Below are 12,885 nucleotides of genomic sequence, written 5' to 3'. Positions count from 1 at the left end.
AGGCCGACTGCGACCAAGCGGTCGTTAAACTGAACACACGACCGAGGAAACGCTATGGCTTCCAGACCCCCGCCGACCGCATGCACAAACTCTCAGGAGTGTTGCACTTGGAGTGTTAATTCACCACTCATCGCTCCGCCGCTTGGCGAGCGCACTTGAGCATGATTTCTTTAACCTTACCTTCCAGCGCAGGATCAGATGGAAAGGTGTCTAGCACCTTGAGCTCAGCTACTGTGTGAGAGCTGATGATAGTGTCCGCGGAGCAGAGGCAATAAGCGTCTCTAAGTTCGACGGTGAGTTTGCCCTGAGCAGACGTTTTGTTAGTGCAGCTACTAAGGACTTTTGAGCGATATTGCTTCTTGAAATCAGCTGCGGATTGTTGGGTGCAAGCGCCAGTTGATGCGGCAAGCAATACAAGCGAGATGGTGGATCGGTACAGCACAATACTCTCCCCAATGAGTGCTAACGCCTGAGTTAAGCCGACTTGCGTAGCGTAGCCGACAACGTGGCAAGCTTTACCTGCCACGTTGTTGGTGTAGCGAAGCAAGTTCGGCTTGAACGAATTGTTAGCGCGCCCTATAGAGTCTGACAGAGCGTGCACACACAAAAAACCATGCAAGGAAAATTACACTGAATAGAAAAATGTAAAAGTACGTCGCCCAAAATGAAAATGGATGTACGACTACCGAAATCCACCCCTCGTCTTCATAAAATGAGCGCGGGCAGCGCCGTGCCTTGCGCAAGCATTTTATCTTTCCAGCGATAAGTACTTGATAAGAAGTGTAAAAGGCTAAGCCAGAGTAAATTGCAGCCTGAACTAACCCGAGCCAAGCGCCAGAACTGCTTCGAGGCCGCAACTTTGCCCTGGGCCAAAAGAACTGACACAGCCAGCCAGTCGCGAGCGTGAGTGAAAATAGCAGGCCCATGCTTATAGGGTCGGCGCTATATGTCTTGACGCGTTGGTACATCAAGTACAGTTCTTCGATGGATGCTTGCGTTGGGTCCATGCGCTAACGCCTGAGTTAAGCCGACCTGCGTAGCGGAGCCGGCAACATGGCAAGCTTTTCCTGCCATGTTGTTGGTGTAGCGAAGCAGGTTCGGCTTGAACGAATTGTTAGGTGTGCGCCTCGGCAAGGTGGTCGCGCCACTCCACCAGCACCTCACCGATCTTTACGTGGCGGTCTTCGGCTCCAGACATGCCCATCCGTTCCGACTCGATTGAGGAAAGATGGCGGGAGATAGCTGCTGCGTCAGCACCCTGCTTGAGAAGGCTGAAGACCCCGGGAAGGTAGCCGTAATACTCGTCACGAGCTTCCGGCGCATCCGAGATGCCACATGGATCCCAGATGTAGTGCAGTACTTCGTCAGTCCTACGATAGAGGTTTTCATCTTGCGGCGAGAGTTTAGTTCCCATAGCACACCTAACACTTAGTAGATCCCCAAAGTGGGGTGTTATCTAATCTAACGGATCGAACGGCTGCATCTTTGAGGTGCTAACTGATAACACTCCAAATATGCCGTGTTATCCGCCCCAAGGCCGCCCCAACGCCAACTTCACCGCCTTGACCCCCGGCACCGCCTTCAACGTCCCCACCAGCTCTGCATCCACCCGTACCGAGTGGCTCCCATTGAGGTCCAGCATCCCCGCTGCGCCCGACCTTATCAAATCGACCCGGAGCGGCGTCGAACCCGGCCGGTGCTTCGCCAGCAATTCGTCCACCCGGTTCCAGACCCCCGGCACCCGAAAATCCAAGCGCAGCGACAGCCGCTTCGCGTGCTGCGCGCAGATCTGGCTGTAGTCCCAGCAGCGCGCCGCCTTCAGTGCGAAGCCGCCGCTGAAGGCGTCCTCGCGCAGGCCGCCCTGGATCACCAGCAGGCGGTCGCGGGTCAGCAGGGTGGCGAACTCGCTGTAGGTCTCGGAGAAGAAGGCGACTTCGAGGCGGCCGCGACCGTCCTCGATCTGCACGAACATCTGGCTGTCGCCCTTCTTGCGGATCGCCACCACCTGGCCGGCGACGGCGGTTTCCAATTCGGGGCGCCAGCCGCTGCGGGCGGACTGGGGACGGTTCTCCCAGATCTTCTCGAGGTCGCCGAGATCAAAGCCGGTCAGATCGTGCAGTTCTTCGCGATAGGGGTCGAACGGGTGGCCGCTGAGGTAGTGGCCGAGTGTCTCGCGTTCGCGAGCCAGCAATTGGCCGAGCGGGAATTCGTCGGTTTCCTTGAGCTCCAGCTGCAGCGCGGGGGCGCTTTCGCCGCCGCCGAACAGGCTGACTTGGCCGGCGTCGCGTTCACGCGTGAGCTGCTCGGTCGCGCGCACCACTTCGGGCAGCTGCAGCATCAGGCTGGCGCGGTTGCGGCCGAGTTTGTCCAGGGCGCCGGCGTGGGTGAGTGCTTCGAGCGCGCGGCGGTTGAGCTTGCCGCTGTCGACGCGCTTGCAGAAGTCCAGCAGGTCGGTAAACGGGCCGGCGCGGCGGGCCTCGACAATCGCATCGCAGGCCCCGTGGCCGACACCTTTCACCGCGCCCAGGCCGTAGCGGATGGTGTGGGCGGCGACAGGACGGTTGCCGTCGGCTTGCACGGCGGTGCCGTCGGCCATGGCATCCGGCCCGGTCGCCGCGGTGTCAATCGCCTCGAACATGTAGGCGGAGGCGCCCGCATCCGGCGGCTGCACGGTCAGGCCCATCACCCGGCATTCGTCGAGGAAGCCGGTGACCTTGTCGGTGTTGTCCATGTCGCTGGACAGCACTGCGGCCATGAACTCGGCCGGGTAGTGCACCTTGAGCCAGGCGGTCTGGTAGGCGACCAATGCATACGCCGCGGAGTGCGACTTGTTGAAGCCGTACTCGGCGAACTTCTCCATCAGGTCGAAGATCGGGCTGGCGACCTTGCGGGGGATGCCGCGCGCTTCGCAGCCGGTTTCGAACTTGGCCCGCTCCTTGGCCATCTCTGCGGCGTTCTTCTTGCCCATCGCGCGGCGCAGCAGGTCGGCGCCGCCCAGCGAGTAGCCCGCCAGGACCTGGGCGATCTGCATCACCTGTTCCTGGTAGACGATGACGCCGTAGGTCGGCGCCAGCACCGGCTCCAGCGAGGGGTGGGGGTAGCTGACCTCGGCCACGCCGTGCTTGCGGTCGACCCAGTCCTTGTCCATCCCCGAGCCCAGCGGGCCGGGGCGGAACAGCGCGGCCAGGGCGATGATGTCTTCGAAGCAGTCGGGCTTGGCGCGCTTGAGCAGCTCGCGCATGCCGCGTGATTCGAACTGGAACACGGCGACGCCTTCGCCGCGGGCGAACAGCTCGTAGGTGGGCTTGTCGTCCAGCGGCAACGTGGTGATGTCGAGCGGTTCTGCACCCGTCTTGGCGCGGCGGACGTTGATCGCCTTCACCGCCCAATCGATGATCGTCAGCGTGCGCAGGCCGAGGAAGTCGAACTTGACCAGGCCGACGGCCTCGACGTCGTCCTTGTCGAACTGGGTGACCGGGCTCTTGCCGTGGCCTTCACCGTCGTGCTCGGCGAACAGCGGGCAGAAGTCGCTCAGCGGGCTCGGGGCGATCACCACGCCGCCGGCGTGCTTGCCGGCGTTGCGGGTCAGGTTTTCCAGGCTGCGGGCGAGGTCGAGCAGGTCGCGGACATCGTCCTGGCTGGCGTAGCGCTCGATCAGCTCGGTCGAGACCAACGCCGGGTTCTTGCGCGCCGCCTCCGACTCGCCGAGCGCGTCGTCCAGCGACACGCCAAGCGTCAGCGGAATAAGTTTTGCGATGCCGTCGACAAAGCCATACGGGTGGCCGAGCACGCGGCCGCAATCGCGCACCACCGCTTTGGCGGCCATGGTGCCGTAGGTGATGATCTGGCTGACCCGGTCGCGGCCGTACTTGCGCGAGACGTAGTCGATCACCTCGTCGCGCCGGTCCATGCAGAAGTCGATGTCGAAGTCGGGCATCGACACGCGTTCGGGGTTGAGGAAGCGCTCGAACAGCAGGTCGTACGGCAGCGGGTCCAGGTCGGTGATGCCCAATGACCACGCGACCAGCGAACCGGCACCGGAACCGCGACCCGGCCCGACCGGGATGCCTTGCTCCTTGCCCCAGTTGATGAAGTCCGCAACGATCAGGAAGTAGCCCGGGAAGCCCATCTCGATGATGACGTCGAGTTCGGTTTCCAGCCGCGCGTCGTACACCTCGCGGCTCTTGCCCTCGGCCAGCGGAGCGGTTTCCAGTCGCTTTTCCAGTCCCTCGCGCGCGGCGTTGCGCAGCCAGCTCTCGATCGTGTGCTCGCTGGGCACCGGGAATGCCGGCAGTGCGTACTGGCCGAACGTCATCTCGACATTGCAGCGCGTTGCCAGCGCCACGGTGTTGTCGATCGCATCGGGCACGTCGGCAAACAGCTCGGCCATCTGCTCGGAGGACTTCAGATACTGCTCGGCGGTGTAGTCGTGGGGGCGTTTGGGATCGTCAAGCACGCGGCCGGTGGAGATGCACACGCGCGCCTCGTGTGCGTCGAAGCCGTCCGCATCAAGGAAGCGCGCATCGTTGCTGGCAATGACCGGCAAGCCACGTTTGCCGGAGGTGTGCAGGGCAAAGCGGTTGAAGACGTCCTCGTCGCCATGTCCGGCGCGGGTCAACTCCAGGTGCAGGCGGTCGCCGAACGTGCCTTGCAAGTCGGCCACCCAGGCTTCGGCCAGTTCCGGGCGGCTGCCGGTCGCGAGCCGCCCGGCGAGGCTTTTCCGGCCGGCCAGTGCGAACAGACCGGTGTTGTCCTCGCGCAGCCATTCCGGGCGCATCGCAACGCCGTCGACGCGGTGGCCTTCCATCCACATCCGGCTGAGCAGCCGCGACAGGGTGAGGTAGCCGGTGCGGTCGCGGCACAGCAGGGTCAGGCGCGAGGGGGTTTCGTTACCGTCGGCCAGGTCGATGTCGGCGCCGAGGATCGGCTTGACTCCGGCGGCCTCGGCCTTGCGGTAGAACTTGACCGCGGCAAACAGGTTGTTGACGTCGGTGACCGCAACCGCGGGCTGGCCCAGGGCGGCGCAGCGCTTTACCAGCCCGTCGATCCGGATCGTGGAGTCGACGAGTGAGAATTCGCTATGCAGGTGGAGGTGTATGAAGCGCGCTGGCATCGTGCCGTTGGCTGACCGGCTGGGACAGTGACCAGAGTATCAGTCCCGCCGGGGCGGACAAGGCTTGACAGACCCTGCCCGCCCGCCATGGCGTCAATGCACCTGAAACCGCACCGCATGGGTTGGGACGTGGAAATGGTCGAGGGCGTCGCGATGGGCCGCGGCAAACGCGATCTCGGCCTGCAGTGCTTGTTGCCACTGCTCCCGGCTGAACTCGAAGTCGCCGTAGTTGCAGCCACGCAGGCGCGCCTCGATCCGGCGCAGCCGACGGTAGTGAAGGTAGTTGTCGACTTCGTCACCCAGTGCCGGCCAGGCGGTATCGACCACGATCACGTCGTCGAGCCGACCGACCCGCGGCAAACGATCCGGCAGCAGGTCGTTCTTCGCACGGATGTATTCGACCACCAACGTCGCCAGTAGCGCGACATCGTTGGCCGTTTCCCATGCCGGGTCGGTGATCATCAGGGCCGCGGCGGCGGCGCGACGCATCCGCTGCGCGATGCCGGGGAGCGGATTGACGCTGCCGTCGCACAACTCGCGGCCGGCGGTGGCCAGTTGGTCGCGCTCAAACGGGGCCTGGGTCCGGCCCAGGCGCGACAGCAGCCGGTTGAAGCGGTCGACTTCGGTCTGGTCGATGGAAAAGCCGCTGATGGTGCGGCGCCGCATCTGGTGGGGGGACGCTGCCGTGGTGGCGGCTACCCGGTCCAGGGCGGCGGGGTACGAACCGGCGGTGGCGAGCATGGTGCTGGTAAGCATGGCGTTCATGACAATTCTCCGGGTCAGGCGCTGGGGATTCGGCGCAGGTCCAGATTCCGCTCGACGCCCGGATGGGTCATGATGTCCGGGGGAGTCTTTCGCCACCTTTGGCACAGGTTGGCGAGGTCTTCATGAGGTTTCACCGATGGATCCGTCAGGAATCACGGGAGAACGAGGACTGCCCGGCGTCCGCTTCCACTTCGGCGGGATCGTCGTGGACGCGGTCGCGCATACGCTGACCCGGGACGGATTGCCACAGGCGATCGAACCCAAGGCGTTCGCGGTGCTGCTGGTGTTACTGCGGCACGCCGATGAGCTGGTCGAGCACGAGACGTTGCTCGATGCGGTGTGGGGTCACCGCCACGTCACCCCCGGTGTCCTTACCCGCGCGATCGCGCAGCTGCGGGCCGCCCTGGATGACCATCCGCACCAACCGCGATTCATCCAGACCCAGCACGCGCTTGGTTACCGGTTCATCGGCGAGTTGGAGGCTGTGGAATCCATTCAGGCTGGGCAACCATCCCCCGAGCCGGCACCGGTCGGGGCCGCCGCGACCTTGGCGAAGCTGGCGGATCCACCGGCGTCAGGTGAAACTATGATCGCGCCCCTGCCAGTGCCGCGAGCCCCGCCAGACTTGTCCTCCCCGCATGGCCATGTCGGCATGGATGAGGCGCCGCCGGCCCGCGTCCGCGGTGGCGTCAAATCGGCCTGGTTCGCCGCCGCTGTCCTGCTGCTGATCGCGATGGCCGCGTTGGCCTGGTTCAACCGCGGGATGCTGTCGCAGCAACCGGCGGATGCCTCGGTTGCGGTGCTTCCCTTCACCAGCCTCAGCGATAACCCCGACGACCGCTACTTCGCCCAAGGCCTGGCGGTGGAGATGCACAACGCGCTGGCGGGCATGCCGGGGCTGCAGGTGGCCGCGGTACGCCCCGGGGCAAGCCAGGATCCCCCCGACATCAAGGCATTGGGCCGCCGTCTCGGGGTGGCGACCGTACTGGATGCCAGTGTGCGTCGTGACGGCGACCGGCTGCGCGTGAATGCGCGCCTGTCCGATACCGCCACCGGTTTCACGTTGTGGAGTAGGAGCTTCGATCGCAAGGCCAATGATGTGTTTGCCGTCCAGAGGGAAATCGCCAACCAGGTCGTGCACGCGTTGCCCGGCGTGCTGAAGGTCGATCCCCACGCCTTGGACAAGCTGGCGCCCACCCATGACCTGAGCGCCTACGAGGCCTACCTGAAAGGACAGCAGCTGCTGTTGGGCTCGGCAAATGACGGCTACCTTGACCAGGCCATCGGATTGTTCGGGGAGGCTTTGGCTGCAGACCCGGATTTCGCCCGTGCCCAGGCCGGGATCTGCCGGGCCCGGATCATCCGCTTCGAGGCTGCGCACGATACCCCGGCGTTCGACCAGGCGCAGGATGCCTGCATGCGTGCGGCGACGATGGATCCGGCACTGCGCGAAGTCAGCCTGGCGCTTGGCGAGTTGCACCGGGCGCGGGGCGATTATGTGCAGGCCAATGAGTTCTACACCGAGGCGCTGGAAGACTTCGGCTTGCGCCCGGCGGCCTACATCGGACTGGCGCGGGTGCAGAGCGCGCAGGGCAACAATGACCTTGCGCTGGAGTATTTCGAGCTGGCGCGCAAGTTGCGGCCCGGTGACGCGCAGGTCTACCGCGAGCGTGGCTACCACCAGTACCTCAATGATGATCTTGCCGGGGCGATCGAGTCGTTTCGCACCGCGACCACCTTGCGGCTCGACGACCCCAGCCTGTGGAGCAGCCTCGGCGGCCTGTACCTGACCGACGGCGACAACGTGCGTGCCGCCGATGCGTTCCAGCAGTCGCTGGCGATCAAGCCCAGCTATGCGGCGTTGAGCAACCTGGGAACCCTCAGGTATGCACAGGGTGCCTACGCGGATGCCGCCCGGCTGTATCGGCGGGCCGCGGATCTGGATCCGACCGACTTCCGCATCTGGGGCAACATCGGCGATGCACTGGTCGCCCAGCCTGCTACCGCCGGGCAGGCGCAGGTGCCGTACCGGCATGCCGTGCAGCTTGCCCAGGACTATCTGACCGTCAAGGACGATGACGCGCAGGCCCAGGCGCTACTGGGCTTCTATTACGCGCGTCTGGGCGATGCGGTGGCGGCGTTGGACCATATAGGCAAGGCGGAGGCGCTGGCGACCGAGCGCGGCGAAGTGGCGTTCATCGATGCCCAGTCGCTGGTGTTGCTGGGTGACACGGCCGGTGCGCGCAAACGTCTGGTGCAGGCGCGTCGGGAGGGCATCGCCGAGCAACGGCTCAAGGCGTCCCCGGTGCTGCACGAATTGTTTGCGGGCCAACCGCGGCAATGACGGCAATGGTTCAGACGATCCCTAAACGGCCTGCACGGTGCAGGCACCCACCACGGAGTGCGTCATGCAACCGAAATCAATAGCAATCATCACCATCGTGCTGTTCGCGGCAGGCTGCAGCAGCACCGGTCCGACCCCGGATGGCGACGGCTCGCCCACAACGCCCGCCGATCCCGATGGGGTGGCCTGCCAGGACTCAGCCGGTGCAGCTGCCGTGCACATCGACCTGGAGTACGACGGCAACGCGGTGAGCACGCCGGATGCGGTCTGCACCGTGGACCGGGGCACCGAGATCACCTGGCGCGCGCCCGCAGGCAGCAGCGAGGCGTTCCAGTTGCAGTTCGCCGATGCCAGCCCCAGCGCCCGTGGGATGCCCCGGAGCGTGGATTCGTCGGAGCAGGACGGTCGGCAGAAAGTGATGATCACCGCCGGCAACGCCAGCGGCGCCTATGAATACGAAATCCAGACCCGCCTTGGCGGCATCGATCCGGCGATCATCATCCGTTAGTGGCGGCTGGGTGCTGCATGTCAGATGCATGCGGCTGGGCGCTCGCGGCGCGCACCGGGGCAAAGCTGCGCCGATGCTGCGGGCAAGGTCCGTGCGTGGCCAGCGCCGCCAGGTGGGCCGGGGTCGGATATCCCTTGTGGGCGTCGAAACCGTAATGCGGCCATTGCCGGTGCAGGTCGGTCATCAGGCGATCGCGGGTGACCTTGGCCAGGATCGAGGCGGCCATGATCGCGCGGTCACGGGCGTCGCCACCGATCCATGCCTCGGCCGGGCAGGGCAGGCCACGCGGCAATGCGTTGCCGTCGATGCGCGCCAGTTCGGCCACGTGCAGCACACCCTCCAGTGCGCGGCGCATGCCGACCATGGTGGCCTGGAAGATGTTGATGCGGTCGATTTCCTCCACCTCCACCGCGACCACGTGCCAGGCCAGTGCGCGCTCGACGATGCGGTCGTAGAGCGCTTCACGGCGTTTGGCGTTGAGCTGCTTGGAATCATTGAGTCCGTTGACCGGGGTGCGGCCGGGTCCCAGCACTACCGCGGCGATCACCACCGGCCCGGCGAGCGGACCGCGTCCGGCCTCGTCGATGCCGGCAATGCGTTGGGCGCGGGGCGCAACCGCCAGGTCGAGCGTGGTCTGGATGACGATGTCAGCCATTTGCCTCGGCCACCAGATCGACGATGGCGTCGGCGGCCTGTGCAGAGGCCTCGCGCTTCAGCGTCTGGTGCAAGGCGAGAAAGCGTGGCTGCAATGCTTCGGCGGCCGCGGGGTCGTGCAGCCAGCGCAAGGTCGCGGCGGCAAGTTTTTCCGGGGTGCAGTCGTGTTGCATCAACTCCGGTACGACTTCGGTGCCGGCCAGGACGTTGGGCAGCGCGTAATGGTCGACCTTGAGCATGCCCAGGCCCTTGACCAGGCGATAGGTCAGCGGGGCGACCTTGTAGCCGACCACCATGGGCCGCTTCGCCAGCATGGCTTCCAACGTCGCCGTACCCGACGCCAGCAGGATCACGTCGCTGGCGACCATCAGGGTGCGGGCACGGCCAGTGATCTCGCGCAAGGCAGGTGCCAGCGCCTCGCGGTCCGGATGGGCAGCAAGCACGCGTTGGAAAGCTTCGTGCGCCTGTGGATTGGCCATCGGCACCACGATCTGCAGCGTCGGCTCGGCGGCGAGCACCTGCGCCGCGGCGCCAAGAAAATCCGCGCCCAGCCGCTCGATCTCGCCCACGCGCGAGCCGGGCAGCAATGCCAGCAGTGGCCGCTCCTGGTCCAGCTGGAGCACTTGGCGCGCCAGGGCGCGGTCGGGTTGCAGCGGCATTTCATCGGCGAGCGGATGGCCGACAAAGCGTGCGTCGACGTCGTGACGCGCGTAGATTTCCGGCTCCATCGGGAACAGGCACAGCACCCGGTCGGCGCTGCTACCGATCTTCGCGGCGCGCTTTTCGCGCCAGGCCCAGACCGAGGGACTGACGTAATGCACGGTGCGCACGCCGCGTTGCTTCAGCCATTTCTCGACACCCAGGTTGAAGTCCGGTGCGTCGATGCCGATGAATACATCGGGCTTCCAGTCCAATACGCGGCGGCGGAACTCGCGGCGCAATCGCAGCAGCCGTGGCAGGTCGCGAAGCACCTCGGCCAAGCCCATCACTGACAGTTCGGAGGCGTCGAACCAGGTTTCCATCCCGGTCTCACGCATGGCCGGCCCGCCGATACCGACGAACTCCGCACCCGGCCATCGCTGTTGCAGTTGATTGATCAGTCCAGCGCCGAGCAGATCGCCGGAGGCCTCCCCGGCGACCAGCGCGACCCGCTTGGCACGGGTTGGGGCCGGGTCATTGAAAATATCGACTGCCGGCGCGCCGCTCATCGCAGCAAGGGCCGTTCACCGCTGTCGATGAACTCCAGCAGCATGCGCACATCCGGGCTGTCGCCCGCGAGGTCGGTCAGCTTTGCGTGAGCCTCTTCCAGCGATGCGCCCGACACATACAAGGCGCGATACGCGCGCTTGATCGCACTGATGCGCTCGGGATCGAAACCAAGCCGCTTCAGTCCTTCGCCATTGATGCCCCGCGGCCGGCTGTAGCCCTCCTGGGCAACCATCACGAACGGTGGCACGTCGCCGTTGACGAAGGCGCCCATGCCGATAAACGCGTGGGCGCCGATCCGGCAGAACTGGTGCACCGCGGCAAACCCGCTGAGGTTGACGTGGTCGCCCACGACAACGTGCCCGGCCAGGGTCGCGTTGTTGGAGAACACGCAATGGTTGCCCACCAGGCAATCGTGGGCGATGTGGGTATACGCCAGCAGCAGGTTGTCGTCGCCAACCCGGGTCATCCCGCCGCCGCCGTGGGTACCGCGGTTGATGGTGACGAACTCGCGCACCGTGTTGCGGTCGCCAATCACCAACTCGACCCGCTCGCCGCGATATTTCTTGTCCTGCGGGTCGCCGCCAATCGCGGCGTGGCCGAGGATCCGGTTGTCGCGGCCAATCCGGGTCGGACCGTGCACGCTGCAATGCGGGCCGATCTGGGTGTTGTCGCCGATTTCGACGTCGGCGCCGATATAGCTGAACGCACCCACCCGCACGCCGGCGCCAAGCCGGGCTCCCGGCTCGATTACTGCGCTGGGATGGATGGGGGCGGTATTCATGACTTCGGCACGACCTCGGCGCACAGGATGTCGGCACTGGCCGCCTGCTCACCATCGACCCGCGCAATGCCCTGGTACAACGCCATGTTGCGGATCGTGCGCTTGAGGATGACCTCCAGATCAAGCCGGTCGCCTGGCACGACCATCCTGGAGAACCTGGCCGCGTCGATCTTGACCAGGTAGAACAGCTTGTTCTCGGCGGTACGGCCCATCGACAACTGCGTGAGCAGGCCACCGGCCTGGGCCAGCGCCTCCAGCACCAATACCCCGGGCATCACCGGCTGTCCCGGGAAGTGGCCGTTGAAGAACGGCTCGTTGCCGGACACGTTCTTGTAGGCGAGCACGCGCTTGTTGGCTTCGAACTCGATCACCCGGTCGACCAGCAGGAACGGGTAGCGGTGGGGCAGCAGCTCCTGGATCGTGGTGACATCGATCGGCAGTTTCAGGGTGTCGCTCATTCTTTCTGATCCTTGTTCGGTTGGCCGCGCAACTGGCGGGCCATCTTGTCCAGTTGCCTGAACCGCGCCGCGTTCCTGCGCCAGCTGCGATTGTCCATTAGTCCGGTCCCCGACGAATACCCGCCGGGTTCACGGATCGAATGGGTGACCAGGCTCATTGCGGTGATTACTACCCGGTCGCAGATCTCCAGGTGCCCGATGATGCCGGCGCCACCGCCGATCTGGCAGTAGCGGCCGATCGTGCTGCTGCCTGCAATTGCGGCGCAGCCGGCGATTGCGGTGTGTGCCCCGATGCGGACGTTGTGGCCGACCTGTATCTGGTTATCCAGGCGCACGTCGTCTTCCAGCACGGTGTCCTCGATGGCGCCGCGGTCGATGGTGGTGTTGGCGCCGATCTCGCAATCATCGCCCACCAGCACCCCACCCAATTGCGGCACCTTGATCCAGTGTGGCTCGCCATCCGGCGGTTGGTCCATGGCCAGGCCGAAGCCGTCGGCACCCAACACTGCGCCCGGATGAATCCGCACGCGTTTGCCCAGCCGCACTCGCGTGACCAGGGTGACCCGGGCGCTCAACTGGCTGCCGTCACCGACCACGCAATCGTCACCAATCACGCAGCCCGGCCCGATCACGACGCCCGTCTCGATACGGCTGCGCGCTCCGATACTGGCAAACGCACCGATGTGCGCACCGGGATCTATCGTGGCGCTGGGATCGATTTCAGCCAGGGGATGGATACCCGGCGGATGTGAAACCGTCCGCTCGAACAAGGCGGCCAGCTTGGCGAAGGCGCTGTAGGGATCATCGGCCAGCAAGGCGGTGCCGTCATATCCTGCGGCGTCCGATTCGCGCATCACCACCACGCCGGCCCGGCTGGCAGCCAGCTGGGCGCGGTACTTCGGGTTGGCGAGAAACGCCAACTGGGTCGGCCCGGCGTTGGCAAGGGTGCCGACGCCGTCGACCCGCGTATCGCCATTGCCTTGAAGTCGGAGCAGGAAACGATCTGCCAGCTCGGCGGCGGAATGGTGGGTGGGTTGCATGTCCTCTGTCAGC

At 65.1% G+C, this 12,885-nt stretch carries 11 protein-coding genes and 1 pseudogene; 3 read left to right on the top strand and 9 right to left on the bottom strand.

Going from position 1 to position 12,885, the window contains the following annotated elements:
• Window positions 1-119 (top strand): annotated as a pseudogene (locus ACW7G1_RS11550) (IS30 family transposase); the annotation flags it as partial.
• A gap of 8 nt (window positions 120-127) precedes the next feature.
• Here ACW7G1_RS11550 and ACW7G1_RS11545 read toward each other — a convergent pair.
• The 4 genes from ACW7G1_RS11545 to ACW7G1_RS11530 form a co-directional block, all read right to left on the bottom strand.
• Complete coding sequence (locus tag ACW7G1_RS11545) at window positions 128-547, bottom strand: hypothetical protein (protein ID WP_456979847.1); 420 nt, start codon at window positions 545-547, stop codon at window positions 128-130.
• A gap of 567 nt (window positions 548-1,114) precedes the next feature.
• Complete coding sequence (locus ACW7G1_RS11540) at window positions 1,115-1,414, bottom strand: hypothetical protein (RefSeq protein ID WP_456979846.1); 300 nt, start codon at window positions 1,412-1,414, stop codon at window positions 1,115-1,117.
• Window positions 1,415-1,522: 108 nt separating this feature from the next.
• Window positions 1,523-5,113 carry a DNA polymerase III subunit alpha gene (gene dnaE, locus ACW7G1_RS11535; RefSeq protein ID WP_456979845.1) on the bottom strand — a complete coding sequence of 1,197 codons (3,591 nt, stop codon included), beginning with the start codon at window positions 5,111-5,113 and terminating at the stop codon, window positions 1,523-1,525.
• Window positions 5,114-5,206: 93 nt separating this feature from the next.
• Entirely contained in the window at window positions 5,207-5,878 is a 672-nt protein-coding gene (locus ACW7G1_RS11530; protein ID WP_456979844.1) for a hypothetical protein, read from the bottom strand.
• Window positions 5,879-6,014: 136 nt separating this feature from the next.
• Between ACW7G1_RS11530 and ACW7G1_RS11525 the strand changes: the two genes are divergently transcribed.
• Window positions 6,015-8,222, top strand: coding sequence for a tetratricopeptide repeat protein (locus tag ACW7G1_RS11525; protein WP_456979843.1), 2,208 nt, complete (start codon window positions 6,015-6,017; stop codon window positions 8,220-8,222).
• Window positions 8,223-8,286: 64 nt separating this feature from the next.
• Entirely contained in the window at window positions 8,287-8,730 is a 444-nt protein-coding gene (locus tag ACW7G1_RS11520; RefSeq protein ID WP_456979842.1) for a hypothetical protein, read from the top strand.
• On the opposite strand, the gene ACW7G1_RS11515 is transcribed toward ACW7G1_RS11520, so the two are convergent.
• From ACW7G1_RS11515 to lpxD, 5 genes are read right to left on the bottom strand one after another with little or no spacing between them, the layout of a single operon-like run.
• Window positions 8,720-9,385 (bottom strand): ribonuclease HII, encoded by a 666-nt coding sequence (locus ACW7G1_RS11515; RefSeq protein WP_456979841.1) that lies wholly within the window; start codon window positions 9,383-9,385, stop codon window positions 8,720-8,722. The two genes, ACW7G1_RS11520 and ACW7G1_RS11515, sit on opposite strands and share 11 nt — an antisense overlap.
• Window positions 9,378-10,592 carry a lipid-A-disaccharide synthase gene (lpxB, locus tag ACW7G1_RS11510; protein ID WP_456979840.1) on the bottom strand — a complete coding sequence of 405 codons (1,215 nt, stop codon included), beginning with the start codon at window positions 10,590-10,592 and terminating at the stop codon, window positions 9,378-9,380. The genes ACW7G1_RS11515 and lpxB overlap by 8 nt, the downstream gene beginning before the upstream one ends.
• Complete coding sequence (gene lpxA, locus ACW7G1_RS11505) at window positions 10,589-11,374, bottom strand: acyl-ACP--UDP-N-acetylglucosamine O-acyltransferase (protein WP_456979839.1); 786 nt, start codon at window positions 11,372-11,374, stop codon at window positions 10,589-10,591. The genes lpxB and lpxA overlap by 4 nt, the downstream gene beginning before the upstream one ends.
• Window positions 11,371-11,832, bottom strand: a complete 462-nt coding sequence (gene fabZ, locus ACW7G1_RS11500; protein ID WP_456979838.1) for a 3-hydroxyacyl-ACP dehydratase FabZ — start codon at window positions 11,830-11,832, stop codon at window positions 11,371-11,373. Before fabZ ends, lpxA begins: the two co-directional genes overlap by 4 nt.
• Complete coding sequence (lpxD, locus tag ACW7G1_RS11495; RefSeq protein WP_456979837.1) at window positions 11,829-12,872, bottom strand: UDP-3-O-(3-hydroxymyristoyl)glucosamine N-acyltransferase; 1,044 nt, start codon at window positions 12,870-12,872, stop codon at window positions 11,829-11,831. Before lpxD ends, fabZ begins: the two co-directional genes overlap by 4 nt.
• Window positions 12,873-12,885: the final 13 nt, after the last annotated feature.

The organism is Lysobacter sp. A378, from assembly GCF_054052125.1.
The sequence above is the reverse complement of the archived record's forward strand: the minus strand, read 5'-3'. Positions and strand labels throughout refer to the sequence as shown.